Genomic DNA, 18,036 nt, shown 5'->3' on the forward strand with positions numbered 1-18,036 from the left:
CTGGCCGGAGCGGTGAATGGCTGATGTCGTCTCCCCCACTGTCCGTAGCCGGATGATGTCCGGCATCAAAGGCAAGAACACCCAGCCTGAGATTCTGGTTAGACGTATGCTGTTCGCCTCAGGCTACAGATTTCGACTTCATCGCCGTGATTTGCCCGGCACGCCGGACATCGTCATGCCGGGCCGCAAGATCGCCATCTTCGTCCACGGCTGTTTCTGGCATTTTCACCGTGGGTGCCGATTCGCCAAAATGCCCGTCACTCGCGCCGACTTCTGGAAGGCCAAACTTGAGGCCAACATGGAGCGAGACCGCCGCGCAGTCGAGAGGCTCCAAGGTTTGGGCTGGCGAGTGCTGTGCGTCTGGGAATGCTCTACGCGTGACGCTAAGGCCACTGTCAGTCTCCAAGGCACTTTGTGCGAATGGATCGAGAGCGATGCACGGCTCGGTGAAATAGGCGCCCCATCGCGAAGCTGAGCCATGACCGATTCAACCACCCAAGCCCTCAGAGAGTTGGCCGAGTCCCATCTGGCAACTGTCCTCCAGAAACTCCCCAGTGATCGGATGGGTCGGTTCGTTCTGTTCATCGAAGTAGTCCGCGCGATGGATTACTGGGGGATACACGCCCAAAGCGCCAGTTCTGACAAAGAAGGGGCCGAGCATTCGCTCGATCTCATGTATTGGGGATGGAACAGAGCCGTCTCCGAGCTCTTTGAGCCGCTGGAACAGCCCGGCTTCCCCCTTATGGAGAGCACACCACGCTCGCGTGGCTTTGCTGCAAGACTAATGCAGGAGCTGGGAAAGGTCTCGCTACTGCGGCGGGTGGCTGACATGAACGAGCGGGGCATCATGGAAGTCGCCAGAGACGGCAACGAATTCCAAATCCGCATGACTGAGGACGCAAAGGCACAATTCGCCGACTCCATAGAGTCGGATCGACTAAAGGATACCGAGGAGCTATTACCGTCTGCGAGCACGGGCTGGAAAATGGCTTCGATCCAAAACTTCTTGCGCTATCCGGGCATGCCGGGGAGCTATTTCGCCAGGCCAGAATCGCTAACTAGGCGCTGGCTCAGGGGCGACATTGAAGAGCTTACGAAGACTTTGATAAGGCCTTGGGACTCAGGGCACGGCATTATGGTGGCGTATGACGCGCGAATTGAAGTGGACGAGCACTATATGGCCGAGGCGTTGGACCTGGCGACAGTTTGGCGCGAGGACTCAGGCATACATATGCCATTCTCATGACTTTTGCGACGTAAACATGGTCCTCTATGACGTGTTCAAGAAATACGGAATGGACCCGGCAGCCGAAGGCGGCATGGATCAATGGGGCGAACTGTGGGACCAAGCGTGGAGCCTTGCCAAGTCGAAGGAATTTCAAACCACCGATTGATGGCATCAGCCGTGGATTGACGCGTTCGACGCTCACTCGCGCGGCGACGACAAAAACTTGTAAATCACCTTGGCAATTTTCTTTGCCAGTAATGGCGGAACCGCATTGCCAATTTGGCCATATTGCTCCGTGCGATTCCCCTCGAAGAAATAATTGTCGGGAAAAGTCTGCAATCGCGCGGCTTCGCGGACCGTCAGACTCCTGCACTGCGATGAGTCCGGATGGATGTAGTAATGCCCATCCTTCTTGATGTGTGCGACCACCGTGGAGGACGGGGCGTTACCCACCTGCACACGAAAACGATCCACGAAGGGAACCGTTTCGGCATCGACGTTTAAGTGGGCAGGCAAAAGCCTAGGTGGAAAATTGCGAAGAGTTGGCGCATATTTTTCAGACTTTAAAAAACAAGACGCAAACATGTAGCGATGCAAGTCAGATCGCATATGGCTTCTGCTCTCATGCTGAACTACCCCCCCCACACGCTCATCCAGCAACCATGCCCTTAACGGTTGAGGCATCTTTTCACCTGGCTCCACCTTCATGGCAGTGAACTTTTCCCCAGCGGACTCGTGGTTTTTAGCCTTCTTCGCCGCGCTCTTCATCAGGACTTCAATTTTTTCCCTCACTGGCATATGCCATGTCAAAAGCGTGGTCGGCGCCTTGCGCAAGGCCGAAAGCCACTTTTTATGCGAATCATCTTCCTTTGACAGGCGGCTTCGAATCGCAGGCAATCCAGCCAAAGCCTCATCAACGCCAACCTGCGGAAAGGACTTCCTCAACAAAAATTGACGTGGACTGGTTTTCAACGCCGTGGTCGACTCCGCCACATCGGACCTGATTCCGAAAAGAATCACTCGGTGGCGGTTTTGCGGAATGCCATAGTTTTCGGCCTGAATAACATAGTCTTTGGGTTCGAGCTCGTCCCCGCCAACGACCAACGAACGAATCTCATAGCTGAGGCCCTCTTTGGGCGCTTTGAGATCGGCGAGGATGCGATCGAATATGCGCGATCCACCGTGGGTTGAGTTGAGCATCCCCTTGACATTTTCCATGACGAAAACCGACGGTTCAAACTGCTGGATGATGCGCAGGTATTCCGTGTAGAGAAAGTGCCGTTTGTCGCTCTCGAACTCTTCGCGCTTCATTCCGCTTAGCCGCGAACGTCCGGCCAATGAATACGCTTGACATGGCGGGCCACCAATTAGAACCCAATCGGTTTTGTCGCCGAGCGCCTCGCTGATCCAAGAGTCGATTTCCGCGTGCGGGGTAAGTCCAAGCTCCGCGCACTTGGCTTCCTTCGCGGCGTGTTCAGCCGCATCTTTGATGTCCGGATGCGCGAAAAACTGCTCGCGGGTAATGTTCCCGCGCAGATACTCGTAATAGCAGTCTGGAACCTTGCCCTTTGCAAACTTCCGAAAAATCGCCCGCAGCAGCAAGGTTCGATGAGCCACGGGGTCCTTTTCAATCGACACCTTGACGGCGAAGCGGCGCGCGCCGGTTTCGTCAAAAATTGACGAAAAACCTTCGCAAAGCCCCCCCGGACCGGCGAACAAGTCGATCACCGGAATCTCACCGCGCTGCAACATCAATTCTTCTGTTTATCAATTCAATCAAAATGACCACTTGAACGCCCGATCTGACACCAATTGGTCACCTCGGCGGCACGTCAGCCCGATTTTTGCAACGTCGTATCTTAGCTGCTCCACGCCAAAGTCTCCCCGACAAATCGGCCGGGGTTAGACGCCGTCCCGAATCACGCGCGCCGGGCCATTTCTGGCGCTGCCTCATACGCTTCGATCCACTCACTGTTCGGCGCCATGGCGGTCAGGCGCACCTTGCGGCTAGCGTTTACAACGTCTGATGGTGGGATTGCCGTTAAGGCAGGAGACAGGGGGAGAGAAAAAGAAGGGCGCCGGGGTGGCGCTCTTCTTTTTTGGGAAGGGAGCGCCGGTGAGGCGAGCGTGTTGAGCCAAAAATTACTTCGTTCAGCGGTGCATTTGCGAGACGATTTTCGTCTATCGGTGGGTGTTGGCTATCAATGAAAGGATGCGATAGCTTTTATTTTTGTTTTATTTACAAAATAACTGAAAGTAGCCAAATTTTCTTCCTATACGTAGGGAGCCTATGAAATTTTTTCGTTTGCTCGCGCCCAGTTTTGGGCACAGGAGCAATGAAAATGACAGAAGCAGTAATCGCGAAATCAGCAGAGAAGCCCCGGGGTCGTCCGCTTACATACGCGACAAAAGAAATTAAGGCGGCGGTGTTTAAAGAGCGCCAAGCGAAGGCTGGGCTCGTGCTCGCATGGGTGCCAAAAGCCTTGGTGGCGGCGTATCGTGCTGAGCGCGATGCGGGGGTGGCGAAATGAGCGCGCTCGAAGACTACGAAGCCCGGGAAGAGCGGGCTGAGCGCGAAGCTGCGGCCGAGATGCGCGCATGTGCAGCTCACAAAGTGGCGATGGCGGTGCAGGCAGAGGTGCCGGCGAGCGTGGCGGACTACGCGCCTGCTGCGGCTGAGCGTGACGAGGCGCTCCTGAAGAAAGTGCTGCACCAGACGCGCCGGGTGCCGGCCGGCATGGCCTTTCTCCCTACTGAGTTGACGCGCGCTGGGCTGATTCGGTCGCCCGCAAACAGCAACGATCGCCCCGAGTTGGTGAAGCAAGAGCTGGCCATGGGGCGCGGGATTCAGTCACTTGTGTATACCGGTCCAGAGCTGGGCCCGAAGGAAGAGACGGCCTGGCTTGCGGTGCTGATGCTCGCGAGAACGCAGATGCTCGGCACACGCATCTATTTCAAAATTGCAGAGCTCCTAAAGATCTGCGGCTTGAACGACTCAGCCGACAATTTCGTTGCAATGCGCATGCGCCTTAGCCGCTTGTCCCAAGCCCATTTCTCGATCGATTACACAAGAAAAGTCGCTGGGAAGTCCAGAAAATTTCACGTGGAAACGCACCTGCTCGGCTTTGAGATTGAGCAAGAAACCGGAGATACGGTCGTGTGGCTTGACCCATCTGGTGTGCAGCTTTACTCAAACCTTTCGTACCAGCCTTGGGATGTGCGGTTAGGGCTGGCCACTGGTATTTCCCAGCAATTGCTCACTTATGTCAGCGGACACGCGCAGGATAAGCAGCAAACAATCAAGGTCGAGGAGCTACAAGCGCTTTTCGGCTACAACGGCCCAACGTCGAGATTTGTGCGGGCGTGTAAAAGTGCGCTCAAAGAACTGGAGGTAGGTGGAATTATCGTGGAGGGGACGAGTAAAGTGGCGACAGCTCGAGACCCGGACACGCGCCAGCCGATTCAGCGGTTTGTCTGGAGGCGCACGGCGAAGAAGCAAAGCAATATCGAATGCGGTCTGGATCTGGGCGTGGAATTTGATGCTGGAGTCGTAGAAGCAGAGACGGAAACGGCGGCGGTAGATGACGAATCCTGGGGCGATATTTGACGCTGGTTTGTCACGTCGGCACCGTGGTAACGCGCATTTTCACCGTGGTGACGCGCAGGGCCACCGTGGTGACGCGCATTTTCACCGTGGTGACGCGCAGGGACACCGTGGTAACGCGCAGAGCTTGCCAATGAGAAATTGGCGAAATTTGGTACAAATATCGCCTAAACAATAGTTAAACAATTAAAAACAGATTTGAAAGAATGATTTTGGCCTAGTGTGGGGCGATGTGGGTTTGGGCGATGAAGTAGCAGCTTAAGTGGATATGCAGCGCGGCGCCTTTAAGCTGCTTTAACGTGACAAGCGCCCTACTACCCCCTCGGGATGCGACTTTGTTTGATTGTTGAGGCGCTTTGGTGGCGTGCGTGCTGGCTTGTTTGACGTTACTCCTGCGGAATGGATTGGCCTAGTAACAGCCGGTGGGCCAATCCGGGGATACTTCGGCATAGAGCCGCCACCGTGGTGACGCGCAGAGTGCTCCTAGGCAGGAGGGCTGGCAGGTGGGTAGTCGAGTGGCAGGACATCCAAGCGGCTACGCCGCAACATCCAATCCAACCAGGGCCGAGCGGCCGACTTCCAGGGTCCAAAATCGCCGCTTTCGCCTGCAAAAAAAACCATTCGGCCCCCTGGGTTGCACATTTCTGGCAGCTTAGGGCCGTTTTTTGGGCGGTAACACAGTAGTTTTGTGACGCCAAAAACTTCGGCTCTTGGGCGTTTTTTGGCCAGAATCACAGGGCTCGCTGGCCCGGATGTCAGGCCCATAGGCCTTGGTCGGATCGGATGTTCGCGGCGTAAGCCCCCCCATGATCGCAACATCACGGCGACGCGCTCAAATCCCCGCCGCCCGCCGCAGCGAGCGCCACCCACCCCGCCGGCGCAAAAAAGAAGAGCATCCCACATATCGGCATAAGTCATGAGCCGCCATCTAGGCACACCCGTGACCTCCAGAAACTAATGCAATTTCACGAGCACCAAGCCCAAAAGCACCACCCTAGCGAACATCAGGCCCACAAAAATCCCGGTGTGCTGGTTGATATCCCACAAATACCACTTCAAATTTGGGATCTACTCGTAGACGAGCTTCAGACGCAGGATATCCCAATCCCAACCTGCGTTGAGCATCTCCTGGAAGGTTTGCGGTTTACGTTCGTCCATACGAATGTATAGCGCTTCACGCACCTGATCTGGGCAAATTGAACCTTCATAAATTTATGAAGGTTGCGCACCGCCTCTCCTGAGCTCTCATTGTGTAACAAACATATAACAGTCTCAATTCGTCCCACTCGAACGCCTATACGTTATATCGGACGCGCACTTCATCGCTGCTTCTGATCCGCCTGCCGGTTTGCCGCTCAGTTCAGGAGTCCCCACATGACCTCTCAGTTCACAAATATCGCCGCCGCAAACGCCGCCTACTGCTCTGCGCAAATCAGCGCCATCCACACTGCCAAAAGCCTCGCTGAGCGCATGAGCGGCACTGCCAAGGGGGTCACCCCAGGCGTCGCGTCTGCAGCCGGGTTGCTCGCGCACGGGGCGTCTTATCGGGCCATCGGGCGCGTGCTGACGTGCACTGCTGGCCATTGATCGACGACATCCAACAAGCACCAACAAATCGAGCACACAATGAACAACAAAATCGACCGTTTTAGGGACGCCGAAAAGTTATAGCTGACAAAATAACTTGTCATAAGTTCAGCCACCGGAAACAACGTGAGTAGCAGCCATGTCTTCCAGTCAGAGTGGCGGAACAGCTATTTCGATTCGCTCCCATGGGCTTCGCCCATACCCATGCCGAATCTGGAGATCACGTCAGGGGGTGTCTTTAACGAAGCTGGTTTGGATCAGGGTTCGATAATGCGCGCATGGTTCCCTCTGATGGCCCCGCTATTGTCTTGACCACCCTCAACGCGAAGTACATCCACGCCTCGCTTGGTCTTCGCTACCTGCTGGCCAATATGGGGGCTTTGAGACGGCAGACGGTGCTGCGGGAGTTCACCATCGCGCGCAAGGTACCGGAGGTGGCGGCCGAGCTGCTGGCGACTCTGGGTGAGCCGCTGCCGGGCGTAGTGCAGATCATTGGGTTTGGCGTCTATATTTGGAACGTGACCCAAACGACGAAAGTGGTGCGCTTGCTCAAAAACCAGCGGCCAGAGGTCAAAGTCGTGTTGGGTGGGCCCGAGGTCAGCCATGAACTGGGCGAGCAGGAGATTGTCCGCCTGGCCGACCATGTGATCACCGGCTGGGGTGATGTGAGTTTTCCAAAGCTGTGCCGCGCCTTGTTGCACGGGTCGCAGCCGCTGATGAAGATCATCGCGGGCGAAGAGCCGCCGCTGGACCAGCTCGTGCTGCCTTACGCCGAGTACACCGATGCCGATCTGGCGCACCGTCTGCTCTATGTGGAAGCCTCGCGCGGCTGCCCATTCAAGTGCGAGTTTTGTCTGAGTTCGCTCGATAAGACCTCGCGCGCCTTCGATCTGGACGCCTTTCTGGACGAAATGCAGGGTTTGTACCGGCGCGGTGCGCGCAATTTCAAATTTGTGGATCGCACTTTCAACCTGAAGGTCGATTCCTCGGTTCGCATTCTGCAGTTCTTTCTGGACCGGCTGCCCGCGCCCGATGCGCTCGGTAACGAGATATTCGTTCATTTTGAAGTGGTGCCCGATCATCTACCGGACCGGCTCAGAGTCCTGGTCGCGAAATTCCCGCCCGGCGTACTCCAGCTTGAAGTGGGAGTGCAGAGTTTTAGCATCGCGGTGCAACAGCGTGTCTCGCGCAAGCAGGACAATGCAAAAACCGAGGCCAATTTGCGCTGGCTGGTGGCACAGTCCAACGCGCATCTGCACGCCGACCTGATTTTTGGTCTGCCGGGTGAGACGCTGGAAAGCTTCGCTACCGGCTTTGACCGCTTGCACGGGCTGGGCCCGCACGAGATTCAGCTCGGCATCCTCAAGCGCCTGCGTGGCACGCCGATTGTTCGCCACAGCACACCCTACGGCATGGTGTACGACCCCGATCCGCCCTACACCGTACGCCAGACCGGCGCGGTGGATGCCGCCACGCTACAGCGCTTTGCTCGGTTCTCGCGCTATTGGGACATGATCGCCAACTCGGGGCGCTTCACGCGCACCTTGCCGGTGTTGCTGGCTGGTCCGTCACCGTTTTATTCCTTTCTCGATTTTGCCGACTGGCAGTGGCTTAAAAGCGGCACAACCAGCGGCTTGACACCGGAGGCGTTGGTGGACGCGATGTTTGACTACCTCTGCACCCAGCGCGGCCTGCCTGCCTTGACCGTGCAACAAGCGCTGCTGGCCGACTACGTTGCCAGTGGCGCGCGCGCCAGTCCGCAGGCGCTCAAAGGGCTATTGCCCGAACGCGAAGCGCCCCAATTGCTGGGCGCCAAAACGCTGGCGGACCGCCAAATGCGCCACCTGGCGGTCCGCCAGAAGGTGGACTGAACCTCCTTGTAGCTGAAAGGAGTTCAACTCTTTCGCTTTTTGGCTACCCTGACCAGTCTGATGGGCGGCTTTGGGGCAGGTAGTCCGAAGTTTCAAATCGACATCAAAAATGGCAAGCGGCCACCCGAGCCACACGCTCGCACGACTCTTTAAGACACATACCCGACGTTCACCGGAACTGCATGAAACCCAGCGGAAAGTCGAAAGCTGACTTTGGATTTCGCCGGAACCGGCCGTTCGCCACCGATGCCAGAAACGCGGGAGCAGTCAGACAAGGACGAGGATCAATTTTTCCGGTTGGCCGTCAACAGCGCAGCGATTGCCGTCCTTCGCCTGCGGCAGCTTTATGGAGTCTCAATTCGCGGCCGGCAAGCCACCGGTCATGGCAACCTGCTTGGTGCCCAATGCGGAGATTCAGACGACCAAAATACCTGACATTGAAAGCACCATTTGATGTTGTATTTGGCAAGGCGGCTCAGTGGGAACCCAATCGCAAATTCGTACCCGCGCCACCGACCAGTACCGGGTGCTCACGGGTGGCACCTTACGGGAAGCAGAAGAATATTTGGCTCAGCGTTCCATACAGCTGTCACTCAATCGGCGACCAATCCGCATTGCTGATGCTGGCAGAAGGAAAATCGTTGACAGCAACGCAGCGGGTATTGACCAGCGGCTGCTTTCGGGAATCTAAACTCACTGGCAGTCTTGGTCATCTGTCAAAGGCCTCGTTCGCCGCGCGCGGTGGCCACCCTAGCTGTTGGAAAGCAAGAAAACGTTTTTATCTATCCAAAAAGTGTGCGTGTCCGACGTCATCACCGGCATCATCATTAGACGTTAAGTTGTCAATTGTCGTTGCGGCCATCATCAACATCCCCTATCTTCAGACGTTATGGACTCCGTCGTTCTGATCTGGCTGCAATTTGGCTTGTGCGTGGGCGTGATTGGCGTAGCGGGTGTGCGCCTGAGTCGGTATGGGGATGCCCTTGCCGCGCTCACCGGGCTCTCGCGCAACTGGGTGGGCCTGATTTTGCTGGCGACCGTCACATCCTTGCCGGAGCTGGTCACGGGCTTGAGCGCGGTGACAGTCGCAGCAGCGCCCGACATTGCCGTAGGTGACGTTCTCGGAAGTTGTGTTTTCAACCTGGCGATTCTTGCGATGATCGATGTGACTTATCGCAAAGGCGCTATCTACGCCCTGGCAGATAGTGGACATATCGTGTCGGCGGGCTTTGGTGTCATTCTGCTGGCGGGTGTGTGCCTGGCGGTGCTGCTGACCACGCAGGGCATGATGCCCTCCATCGGGCATGTCAGTTTGGCCAGCGTGATGATCTTTGTGATGTATTTGGTGGCGATACGTGCGCTCTACCTGACAGAGCAGCGCCGCTCCAGCCTCGTCGTGGCCAAACAACCGGACATGACCCTCAAGGCCGCGTTGATGGGCTACGGCGTGGCCTCGGCCACGATCGTGGGCGCAGGCATCTGGTTACCAATCATCGGCGTGGAGTTGGCCCGCCTCATGGGCTGGTCGAATTCCTTCGTTGGAACGCTATTTGTGGCATTTGCCACCTCCGTGCCAGAACTGGCCACCACTTGGGGTGCCATCCGCATAAGCGCGATCGATATGGCGATTGGCAATCTGCTGGGCAGCAATCTGTTCGACGTGCTGATTCTGGCAATCGATGACTTTGCGTACCTGCCTGGCGCCATTTATGCGCATGTGTCGCAAGTGCATGCTGTGTCGGCCATTACCGCTTGTTTGATGAGCGGCGTTGTGATTGTGTCCCTGGCTTATCGTCCAGTGTCGCGGGTCTGGCATATTGCCAGTTGGGCCAGCCTGTCGCTATTGGCCTTGTACTTGTTGAATGCGGCGATTCAATTCCTACATGGACAGTAGTATTCAAAGCACACGAAACGGGAGCACTACCACCGCGATTGGGGCGGTGCCGCAGTGAGCAGCCCATTTTGACGAAGGCGTAATAGACATCCAAGTGAAATTCACGACTCCAATCGTCGATTTCCTCAGGTCGGATCCACGAGCGACTTCCGCCTTCCTGCCCAAAAAGATCAGCCAGCAGCGCGAGGGCTGCAATCGCGAATGCCAACGCAAGAACAAATGTGAATTAGGCCGACAGGGTTGACCACCATGTCGGCAATTGCTCCCACTAAGGCCGAAACATGTTGTTTTTCTTCAAAGTAGCCGAAACGCCAGTACGGCCATAAGGGTTGGCGGCAGCGCGGCCACCAACAGTCCCATGGGATGAATCGCCTCGTCTTCGAAATGACCTCGCAGAATAGCGAAGCCCGCCGGATTTGGTGCATTGGCAATAACCGTCAGGCCGCCGCCAGTCACTGCGCCGGCCACGAGCGCATGTTTGAACTCGTCGCCTAGACCACTGACCAGCGAGCCAAGATAGGTCAGTGCGGCGTTATCGGTCACCGCAGTTAGTGCGGTTGCACCAAAATAGACGGTGGTCGAGTCCATGCTCCTCAAAAGTGGCTCAAGCCACCACTGCTGCTGGCCACCAAGGACCACCAATCCGGCGAGGAAAAACGCCACCAGCAAGCCTTCGCGCAAGATGAGTCGGTCCTGGAATTGAGGGTAGGCAGTCGCAAACCCCATAAAGAACAAGAAGAGTCCCATGAAAACCGCAGGGTGGTGGGCGAATACAACCACGCCGACAAGGAACAGGATGTGCAGCGAGGCTACCCAGACGGGTAACTTCGCACTTCTGCTCTGTGACGTTCGGGGCAGGCGCGATAGTTCCTTCTTGAAAATGAGTGTTGTTACCAGCGCGTTGACACCTACCGCCAGCGCGGCCTTCCAGCCAAAATGACCCAGCATGTACCAGCTGTCCCAGTTCCACTTAGATGCCACCATCAATACCGGCGGCGCTGCAAACGACGTGAGCGTGCCCCCGATAGACACATTGACAAAAAGCACCCCCAAGGTGGCGTACTTGAGCTTGGTCGATATGCTGGAACCATAAATCCTGTCTCGCAGCATCAAGGCGGCCAAGGTCATCGCTGCCGGTTCTGTGATCAGCGAGCCGAGCAGTGGCACAAAAGCGAGCGCGACGAAGTAGAACGCCATACCTCCGCTAAGCGGAATAAATCTGGCGATGATGTTCACACTGGCACGTGCCATGTCCAGCACCGCCCGGCTACCTGCTACTACCATGATCGCGAACACGAACATGGGCTCAGTGAAGTTCCGTGAATCCAAGTAGTCGGTTGCCGCTTGTCTACCTAGTAAGACGGCCATGGCTACTATTAACACCATGGCCCAGAAGCCGAAGACTACCTCCACCTCTGCGAGCAAGTGCCACATTCCGGCATGGTCCGGTCCGCGATGTGCCATGCGCTCGAAGAATTTTGTGGAAAACGTATGCACCAGAGCCACGGTGAAGAGGCCCGCGCCGACCCATTGGATCGCGTTCATAGCCGTCCCTGCTGGTCGAGTTGCTTACGAAGACCGCGGCGCAAGCGGCGAATATGGATTGGGACGAACACCACTGCCAGTAGTGGGACATCAACTACGATGTTCACTGCTAGCGTTGCTGAAGGGTCGCTAGACAATGAGGCTTTAGTTAAAAGATATTTCGTGAGCGAAGTCACGAGCACCAGCCAAACCGCAATGCCGACAAGTTCTGACGATTCGAGTTCGCAATCGCGCGCATTTTGAAGCGCCTTGTCCTGCTTAACCTCAGGAAACTTCCGGAGTTCAGGCAATAGCACCAGCCACAGCCGGTTCATTGACGAGCCTGGACATTTGAGAGCCAGCCATCCTCTTTAAAAAATACCTGTTTACCGAACACCTAAACCTCCTTATGAGCGGATCGGAGGTTATCAATTTGTGACGTTTAGCGATATTCGTGAACCAACGTAAGGGCTACCCCGTAAGGGATGTAAGCAAGGTCAATACGCGACAGAGTCGCTCATCGATCAATGGCGTCAGGTCAAGCCCTTATCAACCAATCGCACCAGATCGACAATGTTTTGTGCGCCGAGTTTTTCCATCACCCGTGCCTTGTGGACCTCAACGGTTCTGGGACTGATACCAAGCGTCTCAGCAATTCGACGGTTGTGAAGACCCTTAACCATCAATGTCATTACTTCACGCTCTCGTATCGAGAGTTGCCCAAGCGTTGGTTTGGTGAAAGCAGCTCTAGCCTGTGCAATGTCAAGGGCGCGAAAGCCAGACAGGGCGTTCTCGATCGCACCCAGAAGTTGCTTGCCGTCAAAAGGTTTCTCAATAAAGTCCACGGCATCTGCCAGAAACGCCTGTCGGGCCGCTGCGACGTCTCCGTGCGCTGTTATGACAATGACTGGCAAACTCGGACCGCGCTCTCGCAGACACCTTTGAAGCTCTAACCCCGACATGCCGGGCATTCGGATGTCAACCACCACACAGCCTCGCCAATCGGGCTGAAGCGCCGCCAAAAAATCCTCGGCATTGGCAAACAGCGCAGTTGCATATCCCCGCAGACTCAATAAGAGTGACAACGAATCTCGAATCGATGCATCATCATCGACTATGAACACAGTTTCCTTATGCATTTTTAACTTCGCTATGGTTTTCGCTCTCCACTGGCAGCGTAAAGCGGAAGCAGCCTTCTGAGCCCGGTTCAGCCCAGAGTCTGCCCCCATGGGCTTCAACAATCGCGCGGCAGATGCTCAAACCAACTCCCATGCCGCCCGGCTTGTCCGACGGTCCGGCCTCAAACAGGGTTTGCAGGCGAGCCGTGCCGACGCCGGGGCCATTGTCTTTAACTTCGATCAGCAACTCGCCATCGGTGACGTACGCCCGAATCACCACGAGGTCGCCACTACTTGTCGCTGCGGCAGAGTCTATGGCATTCGTGACTAAATTGCGCAGGACCACGGCGATCTGGATAGGATCCATCCATACCATCGGTAAGTTGTCCTGAATTTGGCTCTCCATACGCAGTTTCAGTGCGTCGGCCCGGCGAAGGTGAACTTGCACTGCTTCTCTGACGATGGCCGTTGGTGAGATCAAGTGCAGATGTGTGGAGCCGGTCCTGAAAAAGTCGCGCAAACGCTTGATTACATTACCAGCACGGTTGGCATCGTCAACCATCCGTTGCATAACTTCGACCAATTGGTCACGATGATCCGGTTGTAGGCCGGGTGCGTCGGTTACGAGCATTTGGCAGGCTTGGGCGTAGTTGCTCAGTGCTGTAAGGGGTTGACTTAATTCATGGGCCAGCGCCGCCGCCATCTGGCCGGCCGCAGCCATGCGCAAGCTGCCGCGAAGTTCAGCGGCTGCGCGAGTTCTTTCATCAACGGCAACGCCAAGAAGTAAACCTGTCATGGTAACTGCGGCCATCAGCACCTGAAGCTCGAACACCGTCAGGTCCTCGTTGGGTACCGATTGCACGGCGAAGATCAGTCCCAACTGGGTCAGGCCCGAGGCAAGCACAGCCCCAGGTACCCCCAGCTTGGCTGATGCCCAGACAACAGGCACAAACAGTAAGTAGAAGTATTTGAAATGGTCTTGCCCACCTGGACCAAACACGACCCAAAGGAGCAAGCACGTTAGAACAGCGACGGCCCACCACTGACGGCTTTTAAGCGTTTCGAGCAGTGTGGCCCGACGTAGGGGATCCATTACAACGAGAAGCATTGGCAGCAGCACGATTAGACCCACGGCGTCGCCAATCCAATATCGAACGATCGGCTCGTAGGTTGGACCACTCGGCCCTAGACCTGCCACTGAGAATGCTGTGATGTAGACCACACCGCTCAGCAGTGCTCCCGTCATGACGATGCCAGTGAACCACAAAAGATCTTTTTGTGTGGCCAAGGCCAGCGCGCGATCCATTCGAGTTGTCAAGCTATGGGCAATGGCAGCGTAAACCAGACTGAGCGCGGCTGTTGATGTCAATACTACAAGCCAGTCGGCTGGATTTCCGCGCACGACCAACTCAGCCGTTATCAGGCTTACCCAGACAATCCACAGCCACCGCCTATTCAATAGCAGCAATGCGACGGCAACCGCCGGTTGCGGATTCCATGGCGTGATATTGAGACCCTGTAAAGGCCGTATGTAGCTCGCCCAGTCGAGCAATAGAAAAACAAGTATGTATCCCAGCCCAAAAAGCCATGGAATTCGATGCGAAGTTCGGTTTGGCTGGGTCAGACCAATGTTTGTCATGAAGTGGATTTTCCCTCGAATCCGAACGATCGCCTGATTGCGGGAGTGCCGTTTCTGTCAGATGCTGCTGTATTTGAAGCGTCCCATGCTGGCTTCAAGGCAAATGCCTGGGGCAATATTTGTCACTAATACCTTAGTCAGTGCCGTGTTTGGTCAAAGCTGGGGCTAATCCCCGACCCTTTGGGCGGCCGAAACACGACAATGTCCGAAGGGGATTGCAGAACGAACGAAGGCGATCCGCGAAGCATACGAGTCGCAGTGCAGCCAAGACGCCACCCCGTGGGGCGGGGAAGGTTATTGAAGAGACCCCTACTACCCGGAAGCACCCCTGGGCTTCGGCCAGAGTTGGTCGACTGCTGGTGCAGCGTCCATCAAAATTAGCGCCACATAACCGACCGTCAGCTGCTGATGTATATGTCGGCTTTGGAGAAGGCAGTTCGGCAAACTCTATGTCAGGAACGTGTCTTTTGCCGACATAGAAAATACGTAGACTTCGCCAGTCGGTTGCCCATCCAATTCACGCCCTAGTTCGACATACCTCAACTTACTGGCGAAGGATTGATCGAGCAAATCTTGCTGCAATTTTGCTGCACTTAGCACGGGAAACTGGGGTAAAATGAGGTATTTGAGGGTAGGCTAAGTTGTTGATTTAATTGAATTTATTGTTTTGTCGCTGTTGAAAAAATAGACTCTTAATCCGTAGGTCGAGAGTTCGAATCTCTCAGTTCCCACCACTCTTTTCTTTCTAGATCAAGCACTTAAGAAAAACGCCTAAGTGCTCTTTTTGTTTTCCCGGTATAAATTTAGGCCTTCGGTACAATTTCGCTGCAGTGCCCAGAGTAAACACTGCACCGAGTCTCCATGCCCACCCTCGTTAAAACTCCCTCAGCTACTTTCCAACCGGTCATCCAGATCGCTTGGAGTTGAAATTTTTTATGCGAACTGGCTGTTATTTCAACATTTGTAATTCAGCTTCAATCCGTATCCTCTGCGTCGGCGGGCATCTTTAAAAGTCCGCGAACCCCGGTTCGTGCCAAGTAACAAAGGCGGCTGTTGCGCCACCCTCTTACTTGCGACCCCTCAAGCGTAGCGTCGATCCTTGAATGAGATCGTAGCCTTGTAGTCTTCTACACTGCCAATGCGTTTGACGCTACCCCAAGTACCCTTGTAATAGGGCACCACGTTGCGGTCCACCCAATCGGTCACCACGTCACCGTGGACGCCCTTGATGTACCCAAACAGCATGAAAGTCTGCCCAGCCTTGAGTGATTTCAAGGGGTAAGCCATGGCGTAGGTGCTGCCGTAGTCGTTGAACACTTCGACCACATCGCCGCCACTCACGCCCAGTTGTTTGGCATCTTCCACGTTCATCTCCAGGAAAGCCATCGGAATGCGGTCGCGCACAAAACTGTTGTACTGGTCGTGATAAGCGGTTTGCCAGACTTCATTGGCGCGGCCACTGTTGATCCAGAACTTGTGCTTGGCTTTTTGGTCAGCAACGCGCTTAGGCAGTCCGTTCCAGGGTGCTGGTTTGAACTCGGCCCGGCCGTCCTTGGTATCAAACTTGCCATCGGCGTAATGGATTTCAGTGCCAATGAGCTTGTCACCGTCGACCCGCTTGATTGGTAACTGCACGCCGTTGTTGCCCGCCTTGCGCAGTAGCGCGTAGGTGGCCATATAGCCAGTGTCACCGCCCTGGCTGTCAATCGGGCCGACGCCGGGGCGACCTGCGCGGCGAAAGCCATCGTTGAAGGCGTCTTCTTCTGTCTTCCAGTCAAAGCCTTCAAAGCGTTTGGCCATATCGGCCTTACCCTCTTTCGAATACATGGCCTTCAAGGTATTGGCAATGTCGGCGGCAATCAGGCAGTCTGCTTTGGCCGAACCGGGTGCATCCATGAATTTTTCTGACAGCCGCAAACGACGCTCTCCGTTCATAGAGGTCAGGTTAATTTCACCGGGATGCGCGGCGGGCATCAACAGATGGCAGTCATCCGCGATGGTAGTGGGGTAGAGGTTCATGGCCGCCACAAACAGACCCCCTTGGTATTTGCAGGCGTTGTAGATGATGTCCACCATCTGCTCCGTGCTAGACCCTTTGGCGCGTGACACCGCTTCATTGACGATCTGGGCACGACGACGCAGCGCCATCCGGTGTTGTTCGGCATTGATGGTGGTTTGAAACGGGTTGGTGCCCCACAACGTGTACATCAAGCCCTTGCCATTGATGACTTCCTGGTCGATGTACACCTTTGAGTTGCCGGGATACGGTGGGCGGGTGTAGCCCTCTTGATGCCCGCCCATGCGGCACACACCGGTGCCACGCCGACCGACATTTTGTGTGGTCAATACCAGGCCGACCAACGCACTCTGGATCACGTAATTGTCGTTGCCCCAGATGATTCCTTTTTCATACGCGTGAAAGGTACGTGGGCGATGGCCCGAGGCCTTGGGCTTGTAGGCCCATTCAGCGGCCTGCTTGAGCTTGGCCACAGAAATGCCGGTGGCTTTGGCACCATCTTCCAGCGACATGTGGTTGGTCTTGACCGCATCTTCAAAACCGCGCGTGTGCTTGGCAATGAATGCTTTGTCGTGCCAGCCTTGCGCAACCACATAAGTGAACAATGTGTTGAAGAGGGCGGTATCGGAACCCGGTTCAATGTCGAGGTGCAGTACGTTGTCCTTGCCGGCCACCTGTTCGCTGATTGCCACGGTGGCGGTGCGCCGCGGATCGACGATGATGACCTTGGCCGCAGCAGCGGTTTCGCCCGGGAACCATTTTTTCTTTTTGTCCTCGGTGCCGCCATTCATGTTGGGCACCCAATGGTTCAAAAAATAGTTGGTCTGGGTCTCGTAGGAGTTGGCACCGATGCAAAAAATGGTGTCAGACAGTTGGGCGTCTTCGTAGCTGTTGTTGAGCTCCCCAATGCCCATTTCTCGCGTGGCGTGACACTCCGAGTTGTAGGCCGGACGGTTGTGAATGCGCACCATGGGCGTTTGCAGCGCACTGAACATCAGTTTGCCGGTACCCCAAGTGTTCTCAAACCCGCCGCCAGCACCACCGTGGTCAAAGCAGTCATAAAACAAGCCCGAGGGACCATCGTTATCCAGAATCTTCTTGGTGAGACCGGCATAAAGAGCCAAGGCACTGTCCCAGCCCGTATCAAACCACTGGTCACCACGGAATATCCGTGGAGTCTTAAGTCGCTCTTTACCGATGCCATCGTGGGCATACATATAAGAAGCCATCTTGCCGCCACGGGTGGAGGACAGGCCACTGTTGACGACGCAGGCCTTGTCGGGCGCGATCATGATGTTCCAGCGTTTGCCCGACTTGTCGGTGATGGTGTTGGTCATCGCCTTGGTCATGATGATGCCCAGCGGCGGCACTTGCTGGGTGAAATCAACGCCCAGTGCGTTTTCACTGGCGGGACGACCTCCCTCCGTATTGGCGTCCCATTTGTAGACGTGGTAGCCACAACCGACGATACAGAAGTGACATGTCATGTTGGTGGTTTGGGCGTCTTTTGGGGGCAGTGCAATGCGGTCATTGATGTTGGTTGACATGGCGTTT

The 18,036-nt window shown here is 55.6% G+C and carries 15 protein-coding genes; 8 read left to right on the top strand and 7 right to left on the bottom strand.

Translation table 11 applies throughout. The annotated features are described in order from the left end of the window. Window positions 1-16: 16 nt before the first annotated feature. From RFER_RS15560 to RFER_RS24940, 3 genes are read left to right on the top strand one after another with little or no spacing between them, the layout of a single operon-like run. Window positions 17-475, top strand: coding sequence for a very short patch repair endonuclease (locus RFER_RS15560; RefSeq protein WP_011465348.1), 459 nt, complete (start codon window positions 17-19; stop codon window positions 473-475). 3 nt (window positions 476-478) lie between these two features. Then, window positions 479-1,246 carry a hypothetical protein gene (locus RFER_RS15565; protein WP_041790854.1) on the top strand — a complete coding sequence of 256 codons (768 nt, stop codon included), beginning with the start codon at window positions 479-481 and terminating at the stop codon, window positions 1,244-1,246. 16 nt (window positions 1,247-1,262) lie between these two features. After that, entirely contained in the window at window positions 1,263-1,394 is a 132-nt protein-coding gene (locus RFER_RS24940) for a hypothetical protein (RefSeq protein ID WP_279587676.1), read from the top strand. Between the two features lie 32 nt (window positions 1,395-1,426). Here RFER_RS24940 and RFER_RS15570 read toward each other — a convergent pair whose 3' ends face one another. Next, on the bottom strand, window positions 1,427-2,980 hold the full coding sequence (locus RFER_RS15570; protein ID WP_011465350.1) for a DNA cytosine methyltransferase: 1,554 nt from the start codon (window positions 2,978-2,980) through the stop codon (window positions 1,427-1,429). A 590-nt stretch (window positions 2,981-3,570) separates the two neighbouring features. On the opposite strand from RFER_RS15570, the gene RFER_RS15575 reads away from it, so the two are divergent. Both RFER_RS15575 and RFER_RS15580 read left to right on the top strand, forming a co-directional pair. Further along, on the top strand, window positions 3,571-3,759 hold the full coding sequence (locus RFER_RS15575; protein WP_166485740.1) for a hypothetical protein: 189 nt from the start codon (window positions 3,571-3,573) through the stop codon (window positions 3,757-3,759). After that, window positions 3,756-4,835, top strand: coding sequence for a hypothetical protein (locus tag RFER_RS15580; protein ID WP_011465351.1), 1,080 nt, complete (start codon window positions 3,756-3,758; stop codon window positions 4,833-4,835). Before RFER_RS15575 ends, RFER_RS15580 begins: the two co-directional genes overlap by 4 nt. Window positions 4,836-4,845: 10 nt before the next feature. Here RFER_RS15580 and RFER_RS24170 read toward each other — a convergent pair whose 3' ends face one another. Then, entirely contained in the window at window positions 4,846-4,992 is a 147-nt protein-coding gene (locus RFER_RS24170; protein WP_166485741.1) for a hypothetical protein, read from the bottom strand. Window positions 4,993-6,206: 1,214 nt separating this feature from the next. On the opposite strand from RFER_RS24170, the gene RFER_RS15585 reads away from it, so the two are divergent. The 3 genes from RFER_RS15585 (at window position 6,207) to RFER_RS15595 (ending at window position 10,184) form a co-directional block, all read left to right on the top strand. After that, a complete protein-coding gene (locus RFER_RS15585; RefSeq protein WP_041790859.1) occupies window positions 6,207-6,419 on the top strand; it encodes a hypothetical protein in 213 nt (70 codons plus the stop codon). Window positions 6,420-6,697: 278 nt separating this feature from the next. Further along, a complete protein-coding gene (locus tag RFER_RS15590) occupies window positions 6,698-8,290 on the top strand; it encodes a B12-binding domain-containing radical SAM protein (protein WP_011465352.1) in 1,593 nt (530 codons plus the stop codon). Between the two features lie 889 nt (window positions 8,291-9,179). Then, window positions 9,180-10,184 (top strand): sodium:calcium antiporter, encoded by a 1,005-nt coding sequence (locus tag RFER_RS15595; protein WP_011465353.1) that lies wholly within the window; start codon window positions 9,180-9,182, stop codon window positions 10,182-10,184. Window positions 10,185-10,478: 294 nt separating this feature from the next. Here the strand turns inward: RFER_RS15595 and RFER_RS15600 are convergent, their stop codons facing one another. From RFER_RS15600 to RFER_RS15625, 5 genes are all read right to left on the bottom strand, one after another. Further along, complete coding sequence (locus tag RFER_RS15600) at window positions 10,479-11,729, bottom strand: putative Na+/H+ antiporter (protein WP_011465354.1); 1,251 nt, start codon at window positions 11,727-11,729, stop codon at window positions 10,479-10,481. Beyond that, window positions 11,726-12,043: a hypothetical protein gene (locus RFER_RS15605; RefSeq protein ID WP_041790861.1), complete on the bottom strand. Its 318-nt coding sequence runs from the start codon at window positions 12,041-12,043 to the stop codon at window positions 11,726-11,728. Before RFER_RS15605 ends, RFER_RS15600 begins: the two co-directional genes overlap by 4 nt. 198 nt (window positions 12,044-12,241) lie before the next feature. Beyond that, entirely contained in the window at window positions 12,242-12,847 is a 606-nt protein-coding gene (locus RFER_RS15610) for a response regulator transcription factor (protein WP_011465355.1), read from the bottom strand. After that, window positions 12,840-14,465, bottom strand: coding sequence for an ATP-binding protein (locus RFER_RS15615; protein WP_011465356.1), 1,626 nt, complete (start codon window positions 14,463-14,465; stop codon window positions 12,840-12,842). Before RFER_RS15615 ends, RFER_RS15610 begins: the two co-directional genes overlap by 8 nt. Window positions 14,466-15,545: 1,080 nt before the next feature. After that, entirely contained in the window at window positions 15,546-18,029 is a 2,484-nt protein-coding gene (locus RFER_RS15625) for an arsenate reductase (azurin) large subunit (RefSeq protein WP_011465357.1), read from the bottom strand. Window positions 18,030-18,036: the final 7 nt, after the last annotated feature.

It is taken from the genome of Rhodoferax ferrireducens T118, from assembly GCF_000013605.1.
Lineage (GTDB): Bacteria > Pseudomonadota > Gammaproteobacteria > Burkholderiales > Burkholderiaceae_C > Rhodoferax > Rhodoferax ferrireducens.